The sequence below is a fragment of the Roseovarius amoyensis genome, from assembly GCF_003260265.1.
Classification (GTDB): Bacteria; Pseudomonadota; Alphaproteobacteria; order Rhodobacterales; family Rhodobacteraceae; genus Roseovarius; species Roseovarius amoyensis.
This window is the reverse complement of the sequence record NZ_QITQ01000003.1, coordinates 155,317-181,224: the sequence shown is the minus strand read 5'-3', so window position 1 is coordinate 181,224 and position 25,908 is coordinate 155,317. Positions and strand designations below refer to the sequence as shown.

22 protein-coding genes are annotated in these 25,908 nt (G+C 65.8%); 13 read left to right on the top strand and 9 right to left on the bottom strand.

Annotated elements, in window-relative coordinates:
• Nucleotides 1–5: 5 nt before the first annotated feature.
• Together DL899_RS04680 and DL899_RS04675 are read left to right on the top strand one after the other, a co-directional pair.
• Nucleotides 6–1,187 carry a glycosyltransferase gene (locus DL899_RS04680; RefSeq protein ID WP_111732818.1) on the top strand — a complete coding sequence of 394 codons (1,182 nt, stop codon included), beginning with the start codon at nucleotides 6–8 and terminating at the stop codon, nucleotides 1,185–1,187.
• The gene (locus tag DL899_RS04675) at nucleotides 1,159–2,229 is read left to right on the top strand and encodes a GNAT family N-acetyltransferase (protein WP_111732817.1); all 1,071 of its coding nucleotides are present in this window, start codon (nucleotides 1,159–1,161) and stop codon (nucleotides 2,227–2,229) included. The genes DL899_RS04680 and DL899_RS04675 overlap by 29 nt, the downstream gene beginning before the upstream one ends.
• A 6-nt stretch (nucleotides 2,230–2,235) precedes the next feature.
• On the opposite strand, the gene DL899_RS04670 is transcribed toward DL899_RS04675, so the two are convergent.
• The 8 genes from DL899_RS04670 to DL899_RS04635 form a co-directional block, all read right to left on the bottom strand.
• On the bottom strand, nucleotides 2,236–3,396 hold the full coding sequence (locus tag DL899_RS04670; protein WP_239494600.1) for a glycosyltransferase family 2 protein: 1,161 nt from the start codon (nucleotides 3,394–3,396) through the stop codon (nucleotides 2,236–2,238).
• A complete protein-coding gene (locus tag DL899_RS04665) occupies nucleotides 3,393–4,604 on the bottom strand; it encodes a glycosyltransferase family 4 protein (protein WP_111732816.1) in 1,212 nt (403 codons plus the stop codon). Before DL899_RS04665 ends, DL899_RS04670 begins: the two co-directional genes overlap by 4 nt.
• Nucleotides 4,601–6,022, bottom strand: a complete 1,422-nt coding sequence (locus DL899_RS04660; protein ID WP_111732815.1) for an O-antigen ligase family protein — start codon at nucleotides 6,020–6,022, stop codon at nucleotides 4,601–4,603. The genes DL899_RS04665 and DL899_RS04660 overlap by 4 nt, the downstream gene beginning before the upstream one ends.
• Nucleotides 6,019–7,254 carry a polysaccharide deacetylase family protein gene (locus tag DL899_RS04655; RefSeq protein ID WP_111732814.1) on the bottom strand — a complete coding sequence of 412 codons (1,236 nt, stop codon included), beginning with the start codon at nucleotides 7,252–7,254 and terminating at the stop codon, nucleotides 6,019–6,021. Before DL899_RS04655 ends, DL899_RS04660 begins: the two co-directional genes overlap by 4 nt.
• Before the next feature lie 5 nt (nucleotides 7,255–7,259).
• Nucleotides 7,260–8,921 (bottom strand): GumC family protein, encoded by a 1,662-nt coding sequence (locus tag DL899_RS04650; RefSeq protein WP_111732813.1) that lies wholly within the window; start codon nucleotides 8,919–8,921, stop codon nucleotides 7,260–7,262.
• 15 nt (nucleotides 8,922–8,936) lie between these two features.
• Complete coding sequence (locus tag DL899_RS04645) at nucleotides 8,937–10,322, bottom strand: hypothetical protein (RefSeq protein ID WP_162685503.1); 1,386 nt, start codon at nucleotides 10,320–10,322, stop codon at nucleotides 8,937–8,939.
• A 12-nt stretch (nucleotides 10,323–10,334) separates the two neighbouring features.
• Nucleotides 10,335–11,798, bottom strand: a complete 1,464-nt coding sequence (locus DL899_RS04640; protein WP_111732811.1) for a lipid II flippase MurJ — start codon at nucleotides 11,796–11,798, stop codon at nucleotides 10,335–10,337.
• 128 nt (nucleotides 11,799–11,926) lie between these two features.
• The gene (locus tag DL899_RS04635; RefSeq protein ID WP_111732810.1) at nucleotides 11,927–12,826 is read right to left on the bottom strand and encodes a sulfotransferase family protein; all 900 of its coding nucleotides are present in this window, start codon (nucleotides 12,824–12,826) and stop codon (nucleotides 11,927–11,929) included.
• Nucleotides 12,827–12,977: 151 nt separating this feature from the next.
• Between DL899_RS04635 and DL899_RS04630 the strand changes: the two genes are divergently transcribed.
• From DL899_RS04630 to DL899_RS04620, 3 genes are all read left to right on the top strand, one after another.
• Nucleotides 12,978–14,060, top strand: coding sequence for an efflux RND transporter periplasmic adaptor subunit (locus DL899_RS04630; RefSeq protein WP_111732809.1), 1,083 nt, complete (start codon nucleotides 12,978–12,980; stop codon nucleotides 14,058–14,060).
• Complete coding sequence (locus tag DL899_RS04625; RefSeq protein ID WP_111732808.1) at nucleotides 14,057–17,179, top strand: efflux RND transporter permease subunit; 3,123 nt, start codon at nucleotides 14,057–14,059, stop codon at nucleotides 17,177–17,179. Before DL899_RS04630 ends, DL899_RS04625 begins: the two co-directional genes overlap by 4 nt.
• A gap of 111 nt (nucleotides 17,180–17,290) precedes the next feature.
• The gene (locus tag DL899_RS04620; RefSeq protein WP_111732807.1) at nucleotides 17,291–18,013 is read left to right on the top strand and encodes a Crp/Fnr family transcriptional regulator; all 723 of its coding nucleotides are present in this window, start codon (nucleotides 17,291–17,293) and stop codon (nucleotides 18,011–18,013) included.
• A gap of 39 nt (nucleotides 18,014–18,052) precedes the next feature.
• Here DL899_RS04620 and DL899_RS04615 read toward each other — a convergent pair whose 3' ends face one another.
• Nucleotides 18,053–18,532: a hemerythrin domain-containing protein gene (locus tag DL899_RS04615; RefSeq protein WP_111732806.1), complete on the bottom strand. Its 480-nt coding sequence runs from the start codon at nucleotides 18,530–18,532 to the stop codon at nucleotides 18,053–18,055.
• Nucleotides 18,533–19,128: 596 nt separating this feature from the next.
• Here DL899_RS04615 and DL899_RS04610 point away from each other — a divergent pair.
• From DL899_RS04610 to DL899_RS04575, 8 genes are read left to right on the top strand one after another with little or no spacing between them, the layout of a single operon-like run.
• The gene (locus DL899_RS04610) at nucleotides 19,129–19,308 is read left to right on the top strand and encodes a hypothetical protein (protein ID WP_111732805.1); all 180 of its coding nucleotides are present in this window, start codon (nucleotides 19,129–19,131) and stop codon (nucleotides 19,306–19,308) included.
• A 24-nt stretch (nucleotides 19,309–19,332) separates the two neighbouring features.
• Nucleotides 19,333–19,887, top strand: coding sequence for a cupredoxin domain-containing protein (locus DL899_RS04605; RefSeq protein WP_111732804.1), 555 nt, complete (start codon nucleotides 19,333–19,335; stop codon nucleotides 19,885–19,887).
• A 13-nt stretch (nucleotides 19,888–19,900) separates the two neighbouring features.
• On the top strand, nucleotides 19,901–21,631 hold the full coding sequence (locus tag DL899_RS04600) for a cbb3-type cytochrome c oxidase subunit I (protein WP_111732803.1): 1,731 nt from the start codon (nucleotides 19,901–19,903) through the stop codon (nucleotides 21,629–21,631).
• 24 nt (nucleotides 21,632–21,655) lie between these two features.
• Entirely contained in the window at nucleotides 21,656–22,540 is an 885-nt protein-coding gene (gene cyoE, locus DL899_RS04595) for a heme o synthase (protein ID WP_111732802.1), read from the top strand.
• Nucleotides 22,528–23,361, top strand: coding sequence for an SCO family protein (locus DL899_RS04590; RefSeq protein WP_111732801.1), 834 nt, complete (start codon nucleotides 22,528–22,530; stop codon nucleotides 23,359–23,361). Before cyoE ends, DL899_RS04590 begins: the two co-directional genes overlap by 13 nt.
• Entirely contained in the window at nucleotides 23,358–24,950 is a 1,593-nt protein-coding gene (locus DL899_RS04585; RefSeq protein ID WP_204355248.1) for a cytochrome b N-terminal domain-containing protein, read from the top strand. Before DL899_RS04590 ends, DL899_RS04585 begins: the two co-directional genes overlap by 4 nt.
• Nucleotides 24,947–25,465 carry a hypothetical protein gene (locus tag DL899_RS04580; protein WP_111732799.1) on the top strand — a complete coding sequence of 173 codons (519 nt, stop codon included), beginning with the start codon at nucleotides 24,947–24,949 and terminating at the stop codon, nucleotides 25,463–25,465. Before DL899_RS04585 ends, DL899_RS04580 begins: the two co-directional genes overlap by 4 nt.
• Nucleotides 25,466–25,476: 11 nt before the next feature.
• Nucleotides 25,477–25,881 (top strand): bacteriohemerythrin, encoded by a 405-nt coding sequence (locus tag DL899_RS04575; protein ID WP_111732798.1) that lies wholly within the window; start codon nucleotides 25,477–25,479, stop codon nucleotides 25,879–25,881.
• Nucleotides 25,882–25,908 lie beyond the last annotated feature (27 nt).

The following is a 25,908-nucleotide window of genomic DNA, read 5'->3' as shown; positions in this document are numbered from 1 at the left end:
TCCCTTTGCCTGCCACCCCCAACGATAGTCGGCCAAAGGCGGGGCCACCCCCGCACCTTGCGCTGCTGCTGCCGCATCTGCGCCTTGGCGGCGTGGAAAAAAGCCTTTGCACCCTCGCCGCGCCGCTGCAGGCCAGAGGCTGGCGGGTCAGCGTTGTGGTGCAGGCGCGCGAGGGCGCGTTGCTCGACAGCGTCAGTTCCGACATCGCGCTGCATGACCTTGGCGGGCGCAGGCTACCGGGGGCGTCGTGGGCGCTGGCACGGCTGATGCGGCGCGAGGGCTTTGACATGGTCTACAGTGCCACGAACGCCACCAATATCATCTCGCTGCTGGCCCGCAGGCTGGCCTGGCGTGACGCCATCACCGCCTGCGCGATCAGCGAGCACACCCCGTTGGAGCCCTTTCTGGCCGTGGCCAAGTGGCCCTGGCCCCGGCTGGCGGCGATACGCCTCTTTTACCCGCGCGCGCAGGCGCTCTGCGCCCCAATGCCCGAAATTGGCGCCGAACACGACGCGCGCCTGCCCGGCATCCTGCCGCCATTTCATGTGCTGCCCAACGCCGTGGTTGGCGAAATCCCGCCCTGGCCGCCGCTGGCGGACACCGCGACGCGGCTGGTCTCGATCGGCCGGCTGAGCCGCGAGAAACGCTTTGATCTGACGATACATGCCTTTGCCCGGCTGCACGCCCAGCATCCCGACGCACGGCTGACGATCCACGGCGACGGCCCTGAACGCGATGCGCTGCAATCGCTGGTGCGCGAGCTGAACCTCGACGGCGCCGCCACCCTGCCCGGGCAGACCCGCGATGTCGCGGGCGTGTTGGCGCAGGCGGACGGGTTTCTTTGCACCTCGCTGCGTGAAGGGCTGGGCAACGCCATCATCGAGGCACAGGCGGCGGGTGTTCCGGTGCTCAGCGTCGATTGCCCGTTCGGCCCGCGCCACCTGTTGCGTGACGGACGCGCCGGGTTGTTGCTGCAAAACGATGACTTGCAGTCGCTGGGCGAGGCATTGATACGGTTTTCTCATGACAAGCCCGCCCGCGAGGCTTGGCGCGAGGCCGCGCGTGACGTGGCGACAGGGTATACGGTAGACGCTGCCGCGGACAGCCATGACCGCCTGTTTCGCGCCATTCTCGCCGAGCACCGACAGGAGCGCCGCAATGGAGATCAGACGCCTTACAGGGGATGAGGCCCACGCATTCGGTCCGCAATTCGTCGCGCTGATGGCGGAGATCTTCGATGCCGATGCCGCGGCGCGCAAGCGGGATGCGTGGGACTGGCTATTTGACACACCGTTGGCGGCCGAGGGCCACCGTACCGAGGTATTGGCGGTTTTCGACGGCGAAACCGCGGTCGGCGGCGCCTTGATGCTTCCGGTCATGGTCGCGCTCGACGGCCGGCTTGATGTCTGGCGCCACCCTATGGGAGTGATGGCGGCGCCGGACAGGCGCGGCACCGGGCTGACACTGATCCGATCATTTTTTTCGACCTACGACAAGGTTATGGGATTCGCCCGCAACGATCGCGTGGAGCGGGTCTATCGCCGGCTGTCGGATGGGAAGGGCACCGGGATGGACAACCATTTCCGCCCGCTGCGCCCCGGCCGCATCGCCGCGCGGCGCAAGGAGCTGGGGGCGGTGGGGCGCGCGCTGCTGGCGCCCGCCGACCTGGCCTGGCGTTCGGGCGTGGGGCTGCGGCGGGCGATCAAGGGCGCGGCGCGGGGCTTCGAGACCGAGGAAATCACCGATTTCGGCCCCGAATTCGACCGTCTATGGCAGGATGCGCACGGGGGCTATTCGATCATTCACCTGCGCAATGCAGCGCAACTGAACTGGCGCTACCGCGATTTTCCGCTGGGGCGCTATCGCATCTTCCTGCTGCGCCAGGGCGGACAGCCGGCCGGCTATGTCGTTACCCGGCTGCAAGAGGGCGGCGGCCGGCGCAACCTGCTGATCGTCGACATCTTTTGCGCCAGCGGCGCAGCGGATGTCTATGCCGCGCTGCTTGACCGGGCCGAGGGCGCGGCGCTCGAGGCGCGCGCCGACCAGATCATCCTGCAGGCGACCCGGCACTGCTGGGCCAATGGCGTGATCGGCCGCGCGGGCTATCATTTCCGCAAGCCGGTCAACGACCTTCTGGTGCGCTCGGCCGATCCCGCGACCCATGCAAGGCTGGGTGAGGCCATAGACGGCTATCATTATTGCCGCGGCGACGGTGATGAGGATTACTGAGCCGCCTCAGCCCTTGTCGCGCACCGGCTGCCAGAGAGAGCTTTTGACCCCGCGCCAGTAGGCCATGACCCCCAGTGCCATCGCGATATTCGTCATCACGAAGAACATCGCCTTGCCCACCAGCGGCAGCCGCCGCAGCGGGGGCATGTACCACGCCGCCAGCACCATGCCATAGCCCGCGACCTGCAGCCCTGCAAAGGCGGTATAGAACCAGCCCTGCCCGATCAGCACCAGGCTGCTGACCAGCAGCAGAGCCAGAAAAACCGGCATCATCCGGCGCAGGAACTTGTGAGAGAAGAGCTGCCAGCCATAAAGCCCGGTCCTGAACGGGTTCATCAGCCCCTTGACCGACATCAGTCCGCGCCAGCCCATCTCGGTCGAACGAACACGGCGCGCCATCTCATCCGCCGCGCGTTCGGTGACCTCTTCATGCGCCTGCGCACCCGGTGCGAATGCCAGCCTGTACCCTTGGGCGACCACGCGCACCGACATGATGAAATCGTCCGACACCCCTGGTGGCACCGGCGCGCACAGGTGCCGGCGCACCGCATAGATCGACCCCTGCGCCGAAACCACGCCGCCCATGTGATCCTCTGCGGCCTTGAGCGCCTGATCGTAGCGCCAGAAAAAGCCCTCGGCCCGACCGATGCTGCCGGCGGTTTCGGGGTCGATGCCGATCCGCCCGCATACGCCGCCGACCTGGTTGTCGCCAAAGGGTTCTGTCAGCGCCGCCAGGCTGCCCTGCGCCAGCAGGCCGTTAGCGTCGGAAAAGACTACCACATCGCCTGTCAGCCGCTCCAGCGCCATGTTGAGGGCTGCCAGCTTGCCCACCCGGCCGGGGGTTTCGATCACTGTCACGCGCTCGTCCCTGACCGAACGCGCCAGGTCGGCGGTGCCGTCATCCGACCCGTCCGACACCACCAGCACCCGCAGCCGGTGGCCGGCGGGGTTGTCCTGGCTCAAGCAGTTCTCGATCTTGGCGACGATATGGGCGGCCTCGTTATAGGCGGCGATCAGGAAATCCACGTCCAGCGGTCCCACCGGCGGCGGTGCGGGCCGGCGCGAAAACAGGCGCGACAGCACCACCAGGCACAGCCCGTAGCCGACCACCGTATAGGCGGCGGCGACAAGGCTCAGCCAGAATACCCATGTTGCCAGGGTGATCACGTTGTCGCCTCCATCATCGCCAGCAGCGCCGCAGCGTTGCGGTCTATATCATATTCCTGCGCCACCAGTGCCCGGCCCGCCTGCCCCAGCCTGGCGGCCGCGTCATAGTCATCGTGTGCCCGCGTCAGCGCGGTGGCAATGGCGCCTGCGTCGCCGGGCCCGGCCAGCCAGCCGGTTTCGCCGTCACGCACCAGTTCCGGGATACCCGACAGGTTCGAGGCGATCACCGGGCGGGCCTCGGCCAGCGCCTCCATCAGCACAACGGGGATGCCCTCGCTCTGCCCGTCAGCGTCGGTGACCGAGGGCACCACCAGCACATGTGCCGCCTGCATGGCCGCGCGCACAGCCGCGGCCGCCTGCGGCCCCCTGAACCGCACCCGTTCCCCCAGCCCCAGCCTGGTGGCCAGCACGCGCAGCCTGTCGTCCTCAGGCCCGCCGCCCAGGATGTCGAGCCGCCAGTCGATGCGATCAGACAATGCCGCCACCGCCTGCAAGAGGTGTGCCACCCCCTTGCGCGGGATAAGCGAGCCGACGAAGAGGATGCGCAGCGCCCGCCCCTGCCCCGGTGCCGGCGGCAGTGGCGCCGGCGCGGAAAGGTTCACCCCGCAGCGCAGCACATGCAGCTTTTGCACCGGAAAGCCCGGCAGCGCTGCTAGGAACCGGCGGTTGTAATCCGAGATCACGCGCACGAACCGGGCCTCGCGCGCCTTGTCGACCAACAACCCATGGGTGACGAATATGTCGTGCATATGGGCGGAAAAGCTGAAAGGCACGCCCGATGCGCGCGCCGCGATCCAGGCCGCGGTTGCGGGATAGCCGGCGAATTCGGCATGGATGTGTTCGACCCCCTGTGCCCGCGCCATGCGCCCCAGCGCCAGCGCCTTGGGCAGGATGGCAAGCGACGCCAACAGTGGCCGCGGCTCGGCCCAGAAGGTCCGGCAGATCGCGCCCACCACCCCCAGCACTGCACCGGGGCGGCGCATCAGCCCCCAGGCCAGCGCCGCCGCCGACGCGCCGCCGATCCAGGGAAAGGTAAAGCCGCGCTCGACCACGGGACGGGTATGGTCATGCACCACCTCGTCCCGGCGAAAGGGCTTGAGGTGAAAGACCTGCGCGTCATGCCCCCGCGACAGGTAATGCAGCACGTTGTCCGCGACAAAGGTTTCGGTCACCTTGGGAAAGTCGCTGACCACGACCACGATCTTCACGATGGGTCCTCTTCGGTCTTGTCTTCCAGCCTGGGCACCGAAAGGCGGCGGTTTACGACCCCCACCGCCGGGCCGAGGCCAAGCAGGATCCAGGTGTATTTATTGTCGTCATGCGGGTTCATGACCGACGCGAAAAAGAACCCCGATGCGGCAAAGAGAAGCGCCAGCGCGATGGTGCGGATCTCGTCATTGGCGGGGGCGCGCAGAACCGATAGCAGGCTCTTGAACGACAACACGATCAGCGACATGAAAAAGAAGAACCCGACCAGCCCGTATTCCACCGCGACCGAAAGATACATGTTGTGCAGCGGGCGCGGCAGCATCGTGCGCCCCGGCAGATAGCGATAGGCGGGATCGGTGAACAACTCGTTGTAGTTCCCCGGCCCCACCCCGAAAACCGGGTGGTTCAGCAGGATGTCGAAGCCGGTGATCTGGTAGGTCAGCCGCCGCCCCAGCGTCCAGTCGGCACCTATCCCCTCGAACAGTGATGAGAAGCGTGCGAAATAGCTGGCCGGCACGAAGGGCAGCATGAAGACTGCGAATATCAGCCCCAGCAACGCCCCCGCCGGTGCATAGCGGCTGTGGCGATAGCGATAGGCCGCCGCGATCAGCACCAGCGCATAGACCAGCATTGCCGAGCGCGCGAAGCTGAAGATCAGCGCGACCGACCCGATGCCGGCGGCAACCAGCAACAGCGCCCGGTGGCGGTGCCCTTCGAGCGCCAGCATCAGCGCCAGCGTGACCACCATCAGCAGCATCAGCGCCGCCGTGGTTGGGTCATGGTTCGACCCGCCGGATGAGCGCGACACCCCTTCGGCCGTGGTCGCCATCAGCGCCGCCGTCGACGATGAAACCAAGGTCACATGCAGGAATATCTCGATGATCACGATGATGGCGGAAATCACCATGCTGCCGATCAACACGCCAATGACGATACGCAGGTTGCGCATGTTCTGCACGATCAGGATGGTGAGATACATCAGCATCGCCACCGACAACAGCCGCATCCCCTCGGTTGCAGCCATCCGCTTGTCGATGGCCAGCAGGGTGCTGATGGCGACGCAGGCAGAAAACGCCAGCCCCAGCCGGACAGAGGGTTCGCGCAGCGCGATCATGAGGTTATGCCGGCGCATGGTCGGCACCATCACCGCCCCGGCCAGGGTGATAAGGGCGATTGAACGGAACCCTGATATCCCCAGCGGCCCTGTCAGCATCTCTTCCACCGCATCCATCAGCGCGAAGAAGAACAACAGCCCCAACCCCAGGATCGGCCGCGTGAACATCAGCAGGGCGACCAGCATTCCCATCGGCACCGCCAGCGCCAGTTCTGCCTTGGTCGCCATAGCCGCCGCCAGCGTCGCCGCCGCCGCCAACAAGCCCGCCCCGACAGGCAGGAGGGTTGCCGCCCGCACGCTCATGCCGCCCGGTCCCCCGGCACCGCTCGGGCAGGTGTTTCGTATTCGATGGCGTATGTCTTCGCGCGCCGCCGTGCCGCCGCCCATGTGACCGGCAGCCACCACAATTCGCCCGCCGCGACGCCTAGCCGCGCGCGGAACACCAGCGCCTCGACCCAGAGCGGCATAGCGGGCCCGGCGGCGTGGTCATTAACATGGATGCGCGACAGCACCGTGGGGTCTTCGCCGGGGCGGTTCTGGCCGCGCCCGCCGGTAAAGAGGGTAAATCCCGCCTCGCGCGCCAGGTTCAGCGCCTCGGGCGTCACCCGGTCGAAGGGCCAGCACAGGAACGTCACCTCGCGCCCCAGCACCGCGCCCAGCCCGGCCCGCGCCCGGCGCAGATCGGCCAGGATGCGGGCGCACCGCATGGCGTCGGGTTCGGGGCCGGTTTCGGCATCCCAGCGACCGGCGCACAGCGCCGCGTCGGTCTGGGGCACCGGCGTGCCCAGCGGCAGCGGCGGGGTGTCGGCCTTGTACCAGCGCGCCTTGTTGCCCGGCATCTGTCCCCAAAGCCAGGGTGCGTGCCGTTTCCAGTCGCTCTTGCTCAGGCGAACGCCCTCCGGCGGGCCGATGGCGACCCGTGCGTGATCGGTGCCGTGGCAAGCAACCTCAAACAGCGGGTCGGCATCCATCGCGCGCAACTCATCGGCGTTCATGTAGCCATCCCACTGAACGCCCTGCTCGGCATCCATTTCCGGGCGCAGGCCGGTCGAGGGATCGATGAAATCGGTCGAGGCAAAAACCGTCGCTGGCATCCCATAGCGGCGCAGGAACGGCATCGCCGCGACGTGGTTGTCCAGATAGGCATCGTCGAAATGCAGCGCCACCGCCCGGCGCGGCAGCGCGCGCCCCTCTTGCCGCGCGCGGGCCAGATCCTGACTGGGGATCACCTGCCAGCCGCCCCTTCGCAGCACCCTCAGATGTGCCTCGAACACCTCGGGCCTGACCGAGATGTTGGCCGCCCAGGGCAGCCATTCCGGTGCAGCCGACACGCTGTGATAGACCATCACCGGCACGCCGCCGCGATCGTCAAGCGCGCGCAACGCCGCAACCAGCCCCACCGCCAGCGCCAGCGCCGCCGCCCAGCCCGGCACACCCGGCAAGACCAGCAGGACCAGCCCCACGCCGGCCCCCAGGGTCAGACCAAGGCCCGCCTGCAGGGCCCTGCGCCGTTTGCGCTGCCGCCGGTCCGGCATGTGCCCTAGTTCCAGATCAGCATGAACGGCCGGCGTGGCTTGCGGTTGCCGACCTTGTCGATCGAGCGCACCTCGATCTCTTCGACCTTGCCAGATGGCACCGCCACCACGATGGTGCCGTCGGGTTGATCATCCCATGATATCACCTCGGACACCGGCGGAATGGTCTCGACCTTTATCGCGCTGTCCTTGCCGTCGCTGCCGAACTGGATCTGGATCACGGTACGGATCACGGCGGCGACGCGGTCGATCTCGTTGCGGTCAAGAAACCCGGTCACCAGGACGGTGTGGGTGTCCAGCCCGGCGCCGGCGCTCATCCGCCGGGTCAGGCCGATGGTGAACTGCCTCAGCAGACGCCGGGCAAGGCGCCCGCCGGTAAAGTGCCCCTTGCGAAAATAGCGGCGGAACCTGCGATTGACGGTCGGCAGCGCGCGGGTGCCGATCACCACCTGCAGGTCGCCCTTGGTGCGCACCCGGGTGCCGACGGTGTCGATCAGGATGATGCCGGCCACAGTGAGCAACCCGCCGACGATCATCGCCACCACGGTATTGACCAGCACCTTGGGAAACTCGGGATAGACCGAGGCCACGGCCGGGCTGACGATACGCAGCTGCGACATGCGCGCATCTGTTCCCAGCTCCAGCGAAACGCGGCGTTCGCGCAGGGCCTCCAGGTCGGTGCGCGCGGCCTCTATGGCGTTGGTCAGCTTGTCCAGCTCGCGTTCCTTGAGGGCAAGACCGTTTAGTTCGTCGTCAAGCTCGGCGATGTTGCGGCGGCGCGCCTCGATTTCGTCCTGCTGGTCCGCGATCTTGCGGCGCTGGGGCTGCAACACGCCTTCGGTGTCGGCCTGGCGGCTGCCCAGGGTGCGCATCTGGTAGGCCAGTTCGTTTTGCAGCTTGACCAGTTCGATCTCGGCCTCCTGTAGCGCCTGCACCAGCGCCCGGCGGCTTTCCAGCATGATCGACAGTTCCAGTCCGATGTCGCGCACACCAAGTGCTTCGCGCAGTTTCTCGCGCTCGGCCAGCAGCTCGGCCAGTTCGGCTTCCTTGACGGCGATCTTGCCCTCGACCACCTTGACGGAGTCGAATATCTGGCCGCGGAAATCGGCGCTGGCGATCTCGGCATAGGCATCGGCAAAGGCGTTGGCGATACGCGCCGAAACTTCAGGGTACTGGCTCTTGGCCTCCAGCCGGATGATGTAGGAGCCTTCGACGAAATCGACGCTGATCGCGTTCTTGAGAATAGCCAGGTATTCGGTGCGTTTGTCCGGCGGAATGAAGAAGCCATAGTTCAGCGTCGCCCAGCTGCGCCAGACCGCGCCTTTGATCTTGTCGATCATGTCTGGCGGATCGACCGGGCGGTCGCCCTTAGCGCGCTCCATCAGGATATCAAGCGCGCGTTCGCGTACCGGGTCGCTGAGCAGACGTTCGATGTGGGTCTGGGTGATGATGGTGGAGGGGTTGAACTGCCCCGCATCCTTGAATTCACGGTTGAATCGCAGCGCCTCTTCCGACGGCTGCATGTTCATCGTCACCGACGAGACATAGACCGGCACGTATTTCAGCAACAGCAGACTGAACCCCAACGCCACCAGCCCGGCGACGGCGATGCTCAGGAAAATAGAACGTCGGAACAGGCGGAAGAGTTCACGATAGTGGTCAAGCAATGGCTTCGTCCCGGCTCATTTCGCCCCGATCAGGCCCAAAGGTACGGACCCACTAACCACAACGGCATCTTCACTGCAATTGTGTATGGCCGCGGACAGGGGCATCAGCGTTGCCTGCCGGCGTTCGGCATCATTGACACAGATCGCCATCGCGTCGCCCCCCTGCGTCGCCGCCAAAGTGGCCGCCGCCGCGCGGCCCAGCGTGACATGGCTGCGGCGGCCATCATCATACGCGATCTCGAACGCCCGGCTGTCACCGATGCGCCGCACCCCTGCCCCGGCCGGCAGCAGGCGCGACAGCAGGCGATAGGCGGCAACGCCCGGCTTGGGCCGGCGGTTTTGGTCGTAAAGCTGCACCCGCGAATTGCCCCAGGTCGAATTCACCTCTTCGCCCAGCCCGAACCAAAGGCAGAACCGCATCCCCCCGGCCAGAGCGTTGAGGTTGCGCTCGATGACCGAAACATAGTGCCGGTGTCCGGTATAGCCGCCGCCATAGGTCAGCGCCGGCCCGCCGCATTCGCTGGACAGGACCGGATGCCCTGAGAGTTGTTTCAGCGCCTTGATGCGGGCCGGGTCGCGGGATTCGGGGCCATAAAGATGGGCGTCGGCGATGTCATAGCGCGCCTCGCTCAGCACCCGTTTGAGCCGGTTTTCGAACATCTCGCGCATTGGCCCCGCCATCAGGTCGCTGCGCGAGATATGCCGGATCTTGCCCGCCTCATGTTCCTGCTGCAGCCCCATGTCGGCTCCCAGGACGATGGCGGCGGCGTCGATGGTAAAGACCGACAGCCCGCCCAGAACAAAGATGGCGTCGGGGTTGGCCGCCTTGACCGCGTCATGGGCCAAGTTGACATAGGCCAGCAATTCCTCGCTGCTGCCGCCCCAGCCGCCGGCGGTGTTGTTTACGCCCATGAACTCGTTCGCCGCCTGCCAGTACCGCACCGCGCCCCGCAGGCCCGGCATGTCGTCTGCGCCATCGCCATCGTAGCGTTCGACCACTCTGGCCACGAGACGCGACCATGCCTCGGGGTCGCGGGGCGTGGCATTGTTGAGGTGTTTCGTGGCGGGCATCACTGCCCATTCGGCATCGGAGGTGAAGGTGACGAAGGGCGTCAGCCCCAGTTGCTGCAGCCCCGCGATGCGGCGGTCGAGGGCGCGAAATTCAAACTGCCCCGGTGCGGGCTCGATATGTTTCCAGGCGGCGTCGATGCGCACCACGCCGATGCCGGCATCGGCAACGTATCGGTAAAGGGCGGGGTCCGCGCCGGGAAAGGCCAGGCCCAGCTGCGGCGTGATCCTGGCCTGCACGTCAAAGATCGCGCTAGCATCCTGCTGGGCCGGGGCTGCGCCCGATCCCAGCAATGTCACGGCCAGCGCCAAAGAGAGTATTCTCACCAACATTCCCACCTTTCCTTATGGCTCCTTCCGCCGGAGCATCCCCAGCAGGCCGAAACGGCGAACGAGGACAGCCACCGTGACCAGCCCGGCCAACGCCGACCCTGCCAGCGTCAGCATCGCCGCCGCGACCGGCGCATGCCCGCTGCCAAGCGTCTGTCCGCCCAGATGCCCCAGCCCCAGCGCCGCCAGCACCGCCACGACCGCCGCCGCGGGTCTGCCCGCAATCCGCCAGCCCTGCGGTGCGACCGGCCGGAACCCGCGATCACCCAGCATCATCAGTACCACCACCGCGATTGCTGGCCCTGCCGCCATTCCCAGCGTCAGCGCCTGCAAGCCGATCTGCGGCATCAGCCCCAGCGCCAGCGCCACGCGCACCCCCAGGTTGGCTGTGAGCGCGACAAGCATGCACCAGACCAGACCGGCACGACCGGCGGCGATGTTCCATATCGCCAGCAACTGGTAACAGAATACCACCAGCGGCGCCGCCGACGCCACCATGACCAGCGCCACCAGTTTCCGCAGCGCTGCCGGGTCCAGCAGGCTGTGCTCGAAGAGCAGCGACACCACCGCCCCGGCATTGATCAAGAAAAAGCCCTGAACACAGGCCAGGAACACCAGCCCCATCCGCAGTGCGCGCCCGAACGAGGCCGGGGTGCGCGCGCCCTCGTCGCGCGACCACCTGGCAAGAAACGGCATCACCGTGGCCGAGATGAACGCGCCGGAAATCAGTACCGTGATGCGCTGCGCAAGCTCCAGTATCGTCAGAGCCCCTTCGCCCAGTCGCACGGCGAACCCGATCTCGATCAGGCTGACAACCTGCGCGCCGCCGATCATCAGCAGCACCGCACCGACATCGCCGGGCGACCGCGCCCGGGGGGGCGATGAGGTTTGCATCGCAGGCACGGCGCGCGGACGTCTGGCCAGCCACAGACACCCCAGCACCAGGGCCAGGTTGCCCAGCACGAACCCGGCGGCGGCGGTTTTCACCAGCACCTGGCTGGCGGCCAGAAAAAAGGCGGCAAGGATGAACATGCGCGGCAGCAGCCGCAACAACGCCGGGGCACCGAATACGCCCTCCAGGTTCAGCGTTGCGGTCAGCAGGTTTGCCAGCACCGCCGCCGGGATAGCCAGCGCCATCACCCGCGTCACCCAGATCGCCAGCGCGCGGGTTTCAGACGCCATCGCACCGCCCAACGCGTCGATCACGGGTGGCGCGATGAACCAGATCACCGCGAACAGCGCCACGCCCACGGCCAGCGCCCGCCCCCCCTGCATCGCCAGCCCGCGCCGCCGCGTGCCCGCGGCGAAAAGCCCCGCCGCCATTGCCGGAATAAAGATCATCAGCATTGCCCGGTGCATCAGCTCGGTCAGTCCGGTGATCAGCCTGCGCGCCATGATAAAGGCGTCCGACTCAAAGGTGGCGCCCAGGCGATAGGTGATCAGCAGGGTGATACCGACAGCCAGCACGAGCCCCAGCATGTTGCTGGAGAAAAGTTTCGCGACGTTGAATATGGTCGTGACTCCGTTCCGCTCGGGCGCTGGCGGCAAACCTATGCCAATTCCGGCAACCGTCCAATACGTCAATTGCGATCAAGCATTGCCACGGTTCAGCCCGGCTGCTGCGGCTCCTGCCAGTGTGACAGGTCGCGTCCGGTCACCCGCTGCAACAGCGCGATGTCTTCGGCGAATGCTGCGCGCAGTTCCGCCTCGAACCCCGGGGGCAACGGTTTACGCGCCACCTTACGGCGGTTGATCTGTCTCAGCCTGCGCAGGAATCCCTTGCCGGTTCGCAGGCCCAGGCCGCGTTGAATTATTCCACCCAGCCCGATCAACGCCGAAATTGCACGCGACTTCGGCGCATGGGCCGTGTTCACCGCCTCCAGCAAAACATCGCCGGGGTTCTCGGACAGCCCCAGAAAGCGCAGCACCGCGCGATAGCTGCCTTGCGGATCGCCGGCCATATCCTCGGTGAAGACGAAATGCACGCGTTCGCGCGGCACGCGTTGCAACAGGCGCTGACACATCCACCCCAGGGAACAGGCGTTCTTGTATTGCAGGTGCACGGGCGCCTTGATGCCCGCCGGCAGGTCATCGCCTTTGGCGCGTGCCTCCTGCATTGCCCAGGCCCGGCGGATATCCTGTTCGGTTTCGGTGCCGCTGAACAGCAACTGTCGGTGTAGTGCGGGCATCATGGTGACGGGATCGCGCAGGCAGACGATATATCGTGCCGTTTGGCCGGTATATTCCTCGATATTCGGCACGGCGGTGTCCGAGAGCAGGTACCAGGTCGACGCCTCGCCCGCCGCCATGTGTTCGGGGCCCGCGCCGGCGAACAGCTCCTCATAGGCCGGACGAGCTCGGAATTGCCGGAATTCGCTGTCGTCGTTGAAAAAATGCGGCTCCTTGATCCTGCTGAACCAGACCTGCGGATGCTGGGACAGCCACCATGCCAGGGAACTGGTTCCGCATTTCGGCGCGCCGATGATAAAGAAATCTGGGCTCTTCATGTATATGCCGCTCGCACCGTTTCTTCCTTCTTAGCGGTCTGGCCGATGACGTCCAGTCCCGACCTCAGGATAGTTGCCATTCTGCCCACTTCGGTTAGTTTGCGCGGTGGCGTGGTCGGTCTCTTTCCGGTCCGGGCGCAGGGAAATCAGCATGGCTGTCTGGAAACAGTTTCTTCTGCTCTGTCTTCTGGGGGCGCTGGCCTATGGCGGGCAGGCGCTCTATTCCGAATATGGCCCCGCACCGCAGGTCACGGCAACCGCGCCGCAGGCCCGCCCCGCCGCGGTCGAACTGGAGCCGGCAACGACCCGCACGCTCTCGCGCACGGTCGAGGCGGTGGGCACCACCCGCGCGCGCCTGTCCGTCGACATCGTGCCTCAGGCTGACGGGCGGCTGGTCGAGATCGCCATCACCCCCGGCGCGCAGGTGGAAAAGGGCCAGGTCCTGGCCCGGCTCGACGACGTTATTGAGCGCGCCGACCTGGCCGAGGCCGAAGCCCGCGAAAACGAAACCGCGCGCGCGCTGGAACGGGCGCGCCAGTTGCTGGGGTCGAACGCCATCTCGCAGGCCACGCTGGAGGATTCCATCGCCCGCCTGGCCGAGGCGCGCGCCCAGCTTGACCGCGCCCGTCAGCGGCTGCAGGATCGGACCATAACCGCGCCTTTCGCCGGCGTCGTCGGCCTGGCCGAAATCGACCCCGGCGCGCGGGTCAGCGCCGGCGATGTCCTGGCCCGGCTGGACGATCTGGACGACGTGATCGTCGAATTCGCCCTGCCCGAGACACTGTTCGCCGAGGCCCGCGTCGGGCTGCGCATCAGCGCCGCCAGCGCCGCCTTTCCGGGCCGCAGCTTTGACGGCCACATCGCGGCGGTCGATACCCATATCGACCAGGTCAGCCGCGCCTTTCGCGCCCGCGCTGTCATTCCCAACCCCGACCGGGCGCTGCCGGCGGGGATGTTCATGTCGTTGACGCTGACCCTGTCAGAGGCGGAAAAGCTGGTCGTGCCCGAGGCGGCGATCCTGTTCCAGGCGGCCGAAACCTATGTCTTCACGGTCGAGGACGGTATCGCCCGACGCATGCCGGTGACAACCGGCCTGCGCAAAAACGGCGTCGTCGCCATCGAGTCGGGGATCGAACCCGGCACACCGGTCATCGTGCGCGGGCTGCAACGGGTGCGCGACGGCCAGCCGGTCACCGTGCTGGGCGACAGCGCACTGACCGAGGGCGACTCGTGACCCTGCCCGGCATCGCCGTGCGCCGCCCGGTGCTGGCGGCGGTGGCCAGCCTGCTGTTGCTGGTTTTCGGCCTGGCGGCGCTGCGCGACATTCCCGTGCGCGAATTGCCGGACGTGGACAACGCCGTCATCTCGATCGACACCGACTATCCCGGCGCCGCACCCTCGGTCATGGATACCGACGTTACCGAACCGATCGAGGGCGCGGTCGCCGCCATCGCGGGTCTGCGCACGATCAGTTCCGAAAGCCGCCAGGGCCGCAGCCGGATCACGCTGGAATTCGAGATCGGCCGCAGCATCGAAGAGGCCGCCAACGACGTGCGCGACGCGGTTGGCCGCATCAGTGGGCAATTGCCAGACGACGCCGAGACCCCTGTTATCGTCAAAAGCGATTCAGACGCTGACCCGGTGATGCGGCTGGCTGTCACCTCGACCCGGATGACCACGCCCGAGATCACCGACTATATCGACCGCTACATCGCCGACCGGCTGGCCACCATCGACGGGGTGGCGCAGTTGCAGATCCGTGGCCATCGTCCCTTTGCGGTGCGCATCTGGCTGGACCGCCGGGCCCTGGCGGCGCGGCAGCTGACCGTGGCCGATGTCGAGGCCGCGCTTGTGCGCAACAATGTCGAGCGCCCCGCCGGCGAGGTGATTTCCGACACCCGCCAGTTGTCGGTGCGGCTCAACAGCCGGTTGACCAGCATCGAGGATTTCCGCGACGTGGTGCTGGGGCGCGTGGCCGGTTACCCGGTGCGGCTGGGTGATGTGGCCCGGGTCGAGCCCGGCGTGGCCGATGACAGCACCATCGCGCGCAGCGACGGCGCCGACGCGGTCAGTATTTCGGTCCTGCGGCAAAGCCAGTCGAACACGCTGGTAATATCAAAAGCCGTGCGCAAGGAAATCGAGGCGCTGCGCCCCACCCTGCCCGAAGGGATGGAGGTCAGCATCGGTTCCGACGATGCGCTCTTTGTCGGCGCCTCGATCCGCGAGGTGCTGATCGCGCTGTCGATCTCGCTGGTGTTGGTGGTGCTGGTGATCCTGGCCTTTCTGCGCTCGCCGCGCGCGACACTAGTGCCGGTCGTCGCCATCCCGGTGTCGCTGATCGGGTCGTTCATCCTGATCGGGGCGTGGGGTTTTTCGCTCAACACGCTGACGCTATTGGCGATGCTGCTGGCCATCGGGCTGGTGGTCGATGACGCCATCGTGGTGCTGGAAAACATCCAGCGCCGGGTCGAGGCCGGCGAAAGCCCGCTGGTGGCCAGCCTGCGCGGGGCCGAGCAGGTGACATTCGCGGTGATCGCCACCTCGCTGACGCTGATCGCCGTGTTCGTGCCGCTGTCGTTCATGCCCGGCCAGGTCGGGCGGTTGTTCGTCGAATTCGGCTGGGTCATGGCCGGGACGGTGGCGATATCGACCTATGTGGCACTGACGGCCTGCCCGGCGCTGGCTTCGCGGGTGCTGCGCGCCCACAAGGGGCGTGCCCGGACCGTTTCGGAAACCGAGGGCGGCACCGAGGCGGCCATCGCCCGGCTGACCGGCATCCAGCGCGCCTATCGCCGGCTGTTGTCGGGCGCGCTGCAAATGCCGCTGGTGGTGCTGGTGCTGGCGGGCATCGCGACCGGGGGTGCTGCGCTGTTCTATGACGGGCTGCCGCACGAACTGGCCCCGAGCGAGGACCGCGGCGTCGGCTTCGTGCCGCTGACCGCGCCGCAGGGCAGCACCGTTGAGAACACCGACCGCGCCGCGCGTCAGGTCGAGGACATCCTCGCCCCCCTGCGCGACGAAGGCATCATCGACACCGTTTCCACCTTTACCGGCTGGGGCGGACGCGCGTTCCGGTCCTTCGTCGTCTTCAGGCTGGTCCCGTGGGAAGAACGCAGCGCGACCGTCTTTGACGTGGTGCGCCGGATTGCCCCCCTGATGAATGACGTGACCATCGCCCGCGGCGTTCCCATCGCGCCCGCCGGGCTGGGGTTGCGCGGCAATTCATCGCCCCTGCGTGTAATCGTGGGCGGGCCCGATTTCGACAGTGTCAAGGAATGGGCCAACACCCTGCTGGCGCGCGCCGAAACCATGCCCGGCATCGTCAACGCCGAAATCAACTATGAGGAAAACCTGCCCCAGCTCGACGTTCATATCGACCGCAACCGTGCCGACGACCTGGGGATTTCCGCTGAAGCCATTGCCGCCACGCTGCAAACGATGCTGGCCTCGCGCGAGGTGACAACATTCGTCAGCCGTGGCCGGGAATACCCGGTGATCATGCAGGCCGAGGCGAGCGACCGCGAAAGCCCTGCCGACATCTCGAACCTGTTCATCCGCGCCGCCGACGGGCAGACGCTGGTGCCGCTGGGCGCGCTCGTCCGGCTGGAGGAAAATGCCGCTGCGCCGTCGCTCAGGCGGTTCGACCGGCTGCCGTCGATCCGGCTGTCGGGCACGGTTGCGCCGGGCCATAACCTGGGCGGCGTCCTGACCGAGATCGAGGCGGCGGCGGCCGAGCTGCTGCCGGCCGAGGCAAACCTGGGCTACGAAGGGCAGTCGCGCACCTTCAAGGACACCGAACAGGGCATGGGGCTGGTGCTGGGGCTGGCGCTGCTGATCGTTTTCCTGGTGCTGGCGGCGCAGTTCGAAAGCTTTGTTCACCCGCTCACCATCATGCTGACGGTTCCCGCGGGGCTGGCTGGCGCAATCTACGCAATGGCGCTGGGGGGGCTGTCGATCAACGTCTATTCGCAGATCGGGATCATCCTGCTGGTCGGGCTGGTGGCCAAGAACGGTATTCTGATCGTCGAGTTCGCCAACCAATTGCGCGACGAGGGCCTCAAGCGGCGCGAGGCGGTGTTGCTGGCCTCTGCCCTGCGGCTGCGTCCCATCGTGATGACCGTTGTTTCGACCATCCTGGGCGCGGTGCCGCTGGTGCTGGCCTCCGGCGCGGGATCAGAGGCGCGCGCCGCCATCGGCACGGTGATCATCGCCGGGCTGGCGATGGCCAGCGTGCTGATGCTGGTGGTCACGCCGGTACTGTATGACCTGCTGGCGCGGTTTACCAAGCCGCGTGGCGTGTTCGAACGCCTGATCGGGCGCGAGCTGGGGCGCCGCCCGGGCAAGGCGGTCTGATGGTTCGCCGGAGTTGCGGTTGATCCATGTCAAGGTGCCCGCGCGCAGGATTTCTAGTGTGCCCGGGCATCCGCAAACACAGCCACAACGGAATCCGGAACGCCCGCGACCATGTCCTTCGATCTGCCTGTCACCCGATCCTGCATCGACTGTCAGTATGGAAAGCATACTCCGTGGCATGGCGTTCCGGCCCGACGGATACAGGCGCTCGACCGTCTGCGCCGCCGCCGCGGCCTGAACGAAGGTAACACGCTTTTCCGTCAGGACGCCCCCAACGAGGGGCTGCATTGCATCAGCCAGGGCGTGTTCAGCCTGTCCATCACCCATGAGAACGGCACCGACGTGCTGCTTCGTCTGGCCTATCCCGGCGATACGCTGGGCGTGCGGGCCTTTCTGCGCGGCACACCGCACCAGACCACGGCCGTGGCGCTGACCGAGGCGGCGGTTTGTACCATCGCGCGGCGTGACGCGCTCAAGCTCACGCAGGATGCGCCGGGGGTGTACAAGGAACTGGTCGACCGTTGCCTGGCAGAGATGGACCGCGCCGAGACCAGCATCGTCGAACAGGCCTGCCTGTCGAACCGGGCGCGGCTGTGCCGGTTGCTGAGCGACCTGCTGGAGCGGCACGGAAAACCTGTCGGCACGCGGCTGGTCGCGCGCCTGCCGATCAGCCGCGGCACCATGGCCGGAATGCTGGGCATCCAGCCCGAAAGCCTGTCACGGCTGTTTTCACGGCTAAAGGCAGACAGGCTGATCGCGCTTTCGGGGCGCAATGTCTCGACCGGGTCTTTGGCCGCGCTGAGAGCGGAAGCCACGCGCGCCGCCGACGGTTGAGGCCGGGTGCGGCCCCGATTGGGGGCCGCGCGGATCGCATCAGACGGTGGCCTGCTCGAACTGCGGGAAAAGCACTTCGTTTTCCAGGCGGATATGCTCGGTCAGGTCAGCGATGAACTCTTCGACCCCGGCATAAAGACGGGTCCATGACCGGCAGGCTCCCTCTGGCAGGGTCGGACCACCGGTGATTGCGCGAATGCGTTCGACATCCGTTTCGTGGTTGTCGTGATCGGCCCGCATCGCCGTGATGGGATGCTCCAGCCCCGGATGGCCGCCGGCGCGAATCGCGGGAAACAGGATCAGCTCCTCTTTCTTCATGTGCACCTCCATCTCGCCAATCAGGCGCGACAGGACTTCCGCCAGCCCTGCGGGCACCCCCTCGGCGCCGGCATGCACCATCTCGACCTTGGCCGAAAGCTCGGCCAGTTCGGGCAGTTGTTCGCGGTGGCGGGCGTGATAACGGGTCTCGATATACCGGGTCAGTTCCGCGGCGTCGTGAATCGGGGCGTCCTCGGCCATTTCTGCTGTCCTTTTTTTCTGCGCGAATTCGCCGCACCCGGCCCGAGACATTCCGTGAATTGGTGACCGGTATGGGCCGGGCGCGGCTGTGACAAGACCCGATTTTAGCCTTCGTAATAGGTATTGTAAATGCGCATTTCGGCAATCCAGCCGGTGCCAGACGGCCCTGCCCGGCCCTTCTGAAGGGTCTTGTATTCGCGCGTGAACGAAGAAGCGACCGATCGTATTTGACTTATATCAAATAGGTATTCGTTCTGCCGATATATCGTGATGATAGGAAGAGTTCGCCGCGGGCACCCTGCTCGCCCCCAGCCGACTGGGCGCGACATGGGCCGGCCAGACCGTCCGGCGGGGCGCCCGCGAACTTTTCCGAACGAGGTGTGTGGCACGCCTGACGTTCTTTCCGCGGTCTGAGCGGAAAGAGCGGAGGGCAGTTACGCACAGGACAAGATAATCGGCAAAAGCCGGAGCGCGCGAAGGCAAGACTTCAGGACCACCAGCACGATCCGACGGCTTCGCACCTCTTGCGGCGCTGTGAATCAGAGGATCAAGCGCCCGCTACGGACAGGCCATCGGACGGTGAGGGAGAAAGCCACATGACCGACCAAGAGACTGACACAAAGCGCGAAAGCGCAGCACCACCGGAACGCATCCCGGCGATGCAGCAGATACTCGACAACCCGTTTCTGCTGCTCTTCCTGGGCGTCACGATTCCCACAGTTCTCTACATCGTCTGGGGCGTGATGGAGATCGCCTCGATTCCGGTCGCGAACTGACCGGACACAGCAGGAGAGACCGACATGGCCATCACACCGCCGTCAAACCGTCTTTGGTGGAAGGAACCGATCCACGGCATCGAACTGAGCTGGATCATCATCGCCTTTCTCTGGGGGCTTTTCATGTTCTTCTTCATGATTGCCTGGCACTTCATCGGCAATCAGAACCTTTCGACCGAAACCTACAAGGTCAAACCCGAGCGATACGTCGAGAGGGTCGAAGCCTTCGCCGAGGAATACCAGGCCGTCGATGATAACGGCGACCCGATCGAGGAAGACGGCGTTCCCGTCGTGCGCCCGCCGGTCGGAGGGGATGCCTATATCCTGGCCCGCCTGTGGGAATTCTGGCCGATCCTCGAGCTGAAAAAAGGGGAAAGCTATCGCATTCACCTGTCTTCGGCAGACTGGCAGCACGGCTTTTCACTGCAGCCGACCAACATCAACATCTCGGTGCACCCCGAATATGAACACGTTCTGACACTGACGCCTACAGAGGCGGGTGTTTTCGGGATCGTCTGCAACGAGTTCTGCGGGATCGGCCATCACACGATGACCGGCCGTATCCACGTCGTGGAATAAGGGAGGGACACCCATGACCACCATTGATCACGGCGCAGTCGCCGGTCCGGCCATAGCGGCCAATTACCGGACGTGCCGTTTCTCGGGCCTCAAGATCGAGGCCAACGCCGAAACCCTAATCAAGGTCAACGCCGTCGCGGCCGTCATCTTTCTGCTGCTCGGCGGGTTGATGGGGCTTGGCGTCGCATTGACGCGCTGGCCAGCGGTTCAGCTGTTGCCAGCGGAATGGTTCTATCTCGTGCTCACCGGGCACGGGGCCAACGTTCTGCTGTTCTGGATCATCTTTTTCGAGATTGCGGTGCTCTACTTCGCCTCGGCGGTGATCCTGGGCGCGCGGCTGGCGACGCCACGCTTTGCCTGGCTGGCCTTCGTGCTGATGATCGTCGGCGCAGTGATGGCCAACTATGCCGTCCTGAGCGGCGACAGCTCGGTGATGTTCACCTCGTACCCGCCGATGCAGGCGTCGCAGTGGTTCTACCTGTCGCTGATCATCTTTGCGGTGGGGGCGCTGATTGGGGTGTTCGTGTTCTTCGGCACGCTGGTCGTCGCCAAGGCCGAGAACACCTATGACGGTTCGGTACCACTGGTCACCTTCGGGGCGATCACGGCGGGGATCATCGCTGTTTTCACCCTGGCTGCGGGCGCGATCATCCTGATCCCGACCTGGTTTTGGTCGCTCGGCCTGATCTCGAACATCGACTCGCTGATGTACAAGGTGATCTGGTGGGGCATGGGCCATTCCACCCAGCAGATCAACGTCGCTGCGCATGTGTCGATCTGGTACGCCATCGGCGCGATGGTCGTGGGTGCCAAGCCGCTGTCTGAAAAGGTCAGCCGCATGGCGTTCTTCATGTACATTCTCTTCCTTCAGCTCGCTTCGGCCCACCACATTCTGGCCGAACCGGGGATGAGCGCGACGTGGAAGATCGTGAACACCTCGTACATGATGTATCTGGCCGTGATGGGCTCGATGATCCACGGGCTGACCGTGCCTGGCGCCATCGAGGCGGCGCAGCGGCGCAACGGCTATACCCGCGGCGCATTCGAATGGCTGCGCAAGGCGCCCTGGGGCAATCCGGCGTTTTCGGGCCTTTTCCTCAGCCTGGTGATGTTCGGCTTTATCGGCGGGATCACCGGCGTCATCCTGGGCACCGAACAGCTGAACGTGCTGATGCACAACACGCTGTATGTGCCGGGTCACTTCCACGGGACCGTGGTTGCGGGGACGACACTGGCGTTCATGGCGATGACCTATCTGGTGGTGCCGCTGATCTTTCAGCGCGACATCATCATGCCGGGCTTGGCCAAGCTGCAGCCGTTCCTGTTCGGCATCGGCGCCGGCGGCATCTCGATGTTCATGATGGGCGCGGGCACGCTGGGTGTTCCCCGGCGTCACTGGGACATGTCCCTGACCGACGCCGCGCACGGCCACGAATTCCCGGCTGCGGCCTATCTGATGATGGGTCTGAACGGGCTTTCGGCAATCTTGGCGGCGTTGGGCGGTTTCCTGTTCATCATCATCGTCGTGGGCTCGATCCTTGCCGGACCGAAACTGACCGTGCCCGGCGCCAAGATGCGGTTCCCGCTGCATGACAAGAGCCGAGAAGCGGTGTCGGAATACGGCAGCGAAGGCACGTTGAAACTGCCCGGAACGATAATCCTGGTGGGAATCTTCTTTGCCTGCTTCGTGCTCTATTACTTCGTCAACTGGAAGTATCTGTCCGAACTGTGGCTGTTCAACTGACCGGACGAAGTTAGGAGACCTCGCATGCACGCCGTCCTCTCTACCACGGCCTCGATCCTCAAGCTTCGGATCGGCCTCTTCATCGCCCTTGCGGCCCTCGTCGGCATTCTGACCGGCGACGGCGGCATGGGCTGGGGGGCGGCGGCGGCCTTTACCCTCGCCGTGCTCGGTGCCTCAGGCGCGGCGGGGGCCTTCAACCAGTATTTCGAGCGCGACCTCGACCGCCTGATGGCGCGCACCCATACCCGCCCCTTTGCCAGCGGCCGGCTGAAGGAGGGCCCGATCTGGCCCGCGACCTTTACCGCGCTGCTGATGGTTTCGCTGCTGCTGGGCTGGGCCACCGGCGGCACCCTGGCGGCGGTGCTGGTCTTTGCCGGCGCGGCCACCTACGGGCTGCTCTATACGCTCGTGCTCAAGCAGCGCACGGTCTGGAACGTGGTGATCGGCGGCGCGGCGGGCAGCTTTGCACTGCTGGCGGGCGCCGTGGCCGCGCGGCCCGAATTCGGGCCGGTGATCGGCCCGGTGCCGATCTTGCTGTCGGTGGTGCTGTTCTTGTGGACGCCGCCGCATTTCTGGGCGCTCGCGGCGGTACGCGGCGAGGATTATCGCCGCGCCGGCATCCCGATGCTGCCCGTCACCCACGGGTCCGAGGTCTGGGCGCCGGTGATCTTTGCCCATGTCGTGGCGCTGTCGGCGCTGTCGATGGGGCCGCTTTTCTATGGCTACGGCGTGATCTACGGCCTCTTTGCCGGGGTCAGCGGCGCGGTGTTCCTGGTCGCGTCCTGGCGGCTGATGCGCGCCCCGTCGCGCGGGCACGCCAAGACGACATTCCACGCCTCGCTGCTGCATTTCGCGCTGTTGTCGCTGGGGGTCATCCTCGACCGGGGAGCGGCGGCATGGCTCGGCTGATGCGGACACTTGTGGCCCTGCTCTGCATGGTCCTGCCCTCGTTCGCGGCGGCGCAGAAGCTCGACGTGGAAATCGCATTCGACGAAAGCCAGGGCGCCATCGGCGGACTGACCGGCGATCACATCCTGACCGACCAGACCGGCGCACCGCTGGCGCTGGCCGATCTGCGCGGCCGGCCGCTGGTGGTGTCGCTGGTCTTTACCTCCTGCGCCACGGTCTGCCCGCTGACCACGGAAAACCTGCGCAAACAGATCCTGCGCGCGCGCCAAACCCTGGGCGACGATGCGTTCGCGGTGCTGACCTTCGGTTTCGACGCCAGCGGCGACACGCCCGAGCAACTGGCGGGGTTTGCCGGCACCCACAAGCTGAAGGGTGTGCCGGACTGGTACGTTGCCAGTGCCGACGCCGACACCACCGCCACGTTCCTGAACGATCTCGGCTTTTCCTTCCGCGCCGCGGCGGGCGGGTTCGATCACGTCACCCAGACCACCGTGCTGGACGCCGAGGGTCGCGTCTATCGCCAGATCTATGGCGAGAACTTTCCACTGCCGGTCCTTGTGCAACCGCTGAAAGAGCTGGTCCTGGGGACAGAGACCATGTCGATCGGCGCCAAGGATCTGTGGAACCGCATCAGTTTTCTCTGCACTGTATATAACCCGCTCACCGGAGCATATCGTTTTGATTACGGAATATTTTTCGGGATCTTCTTTGGCGGCCTGTCGCTGATCATCACCGGGACGATCATTCTGCGGCTCTGGCTACAGCGTCGCCGGGCGATCCGCAACCAGACACGCCACCCAAGAGCCAGCGAGGCAACATGAAGACCACAGGACTGCGCGCCACGATCCGGCGCGGCTTTGACCGGGCGGAACGCGGGCTCGACCGGCTGTTCGGCGCCGACTGGAACCCAATGGGACAGCTTGGCCCGCTGGGATGGCTGCTGTTCTGGGTGGTCGCCGTCAGCGGCATCTACCTGTTCATCTTTTTCGATACCGGGGTGACGGCGGCCTATTCCTCGATCGAATGGCTGACCAACGATCACTGGTGGCATGCGGGGCTGGCACGCAGCCTGCACCGCTATGCGTCGGACCTGATGGTGCTGGTGATGTTCGTCCACCTGATCCGGGAATGGTCCTTTGACCGCTATCGCGGGCGGCGCTGGTTTTCCTGGATCACCGGCATTCCGGTGATCTGGTTCGTCTATCTGTCGGGGATCACCGGCTATTGGCTGGTCTGGGACAAGCTGGCGCAATACGTCGCCACCGTATCGACCGAGCTGCTGGACACGCTGGGCATCTTCGGCGAACCGATTGCGCGCAACTTTCTCGCGCCCGAACTGCTGTCGTCGCGCTTCTTCACCTTGATGGTGTTCCTGCACATCGCCATCCCGCTGTTGCTGCTGCTGTTGATGTGGATTCATATTCAGCGCATCACCGATGCCCGCACCAACCCGCCGCGGGGCCTGACCGTGATCACGCTGGGCGCGCTGGTGGTTGGCTCCTACGCCATTCCAGCCACGTCGCAGGGACCGGCCGACCTGGCCACGGTGCCGCAATCGCTGGGCATGGACTGGTTCCTGCTGTCGCTCTATCCGGTGATCGAAAGCGTTCCCTCGGGCGTGATCTGGGCCGGGGTGGTGATCTTTACCGTGGTTCTTGTCGGCATGCCCTGGATGCCGCCCCGGCGCGAGGGCGGCGCGGCAGAGGTGTTCCTGGATCACTGCAACGGCTGTTCGCGCTGTGTCGCTGACTGCCCCTATGCCGCCATCACCCTGGTGCCGCGCACCGACGGGCTGCCATTTTCCCACCAGGTCGAGGTCAACCCCGCCCGCTGCGTGGCCTGCGGTATCTGCATGGGCGCCTGCCCGTCCTCGTCGCCGTTCCGCCGCTCCGGCGACCTGGTTACCGGCATCGACCTGCCCGACCGCCCGCTGGCCGATCTGCGCGCCGAGGTGATCGAGGCCGCCCAACAGCTGACGGGCAAGGGCCGCGTGCTGACGCTGGCCTGTGGCCACGGCGCCGCCGCCGCGCCGGAAAAGGGCCGCGTGGTCATGCCCTGCGTGGCGATGGCGCCGCCGTCGCTGATCGACTTCATCATCAGCCGCGGGCTGGCTGACGGGGTCGCCGTCGCCGGCTGTGCTGAGCGCGATTGCTTCAACCGCTATGGGCATGAGTGGACCGAGGCGCGCTTTGCCCGCGAACGCGACCCGTTCCTGCGCCAGCGCGTCCCGCGCGAGCGGGTACGCACGATCTGGGCCGGCATGAGCGAGCGAAAGCGCCTGGCGACCGAGATGAGTGCCTTTTCCGAGGAACTGGCGCAGTTGCCGGAATTCGAGAATGTCCGCCCGCTTGAAGAAGAGGAAAAGGCCGAGATGAGCGCCTCTGCCGAAATCCGGAGGGCCAGCGCATGAACAATGCTAACGACTGGCTGAAACGCCCCCGGCACCTGATCACCGGCGGGGTGCTGACGCTGGCACTGGTCCTGGGCACCGCTGTGCTGTCAGCCCGACCGGAATGGCAAAGCGTGCCCGATGATCACGGCGCCCTGCGGCTGAGCTTTGCCCATTCGGGGGTGCGCAACTGCCGCGACCGCACCGAAGAGGAACTCGCCGCCCTGCCCCGCAACATGCGCAACGCCCAGCTTTGCGACCGCCGCCGCGCGCCGGTGCGCATCGAGATGGATATCGACGGCGACACCGTCTATGCCACCGACGTGTTCCCGACAGGGCTGGCCGGCAGCGGCCCGTCGCGGGTTTATGAACGTTTTGAACTGCCCGCGGGCGACCGCAGGCTGGCGCTGCGCCTGCAGGACGACCCCGCCAATTCCGGTTTTGCCTTCGAGGCGGAATTTGACATATCGTTGAGTGCCGGCGAAAGCATTGCGGTAGATTTCGATGCTTCGAGCGGCGGCTTCTACATTCACTGAAGGACGGACCGATGGCACCGATCTCCTGGAAACCAGAATTTAGCGTCGGCGACGAAGCGGTCGACCACGAACACCGCGAACTGATCGACCTGGTGAACACCGCCGCCGCCGCCATCCTTGATGGGCACGCCGGCGCCGACGTCGACAAGTGTCTGGGCGATCTCTACCAGTCGATCTCGGCGCATTTCGCGCATGAGGAACGGCAGATGAAAAGGGCCGATTACGATCAGTTCAAGGCTCACAAGGGCAGCCATGAATATCTGCTGGACGAGCTGCGCGACATCATGGACGGTGCCATGCCAAGCGAGGATCAGACAGCCGAGCGCCTGACCCAGGTGCTGGAGGCATGGTTCACCGACCATTTCCGTGATCACGACGCGCGGTTGCATAACCGTCTTGGTCCACACCACCACTAGGCCGGGCCGCGTCGCGCCGGCCGGGAC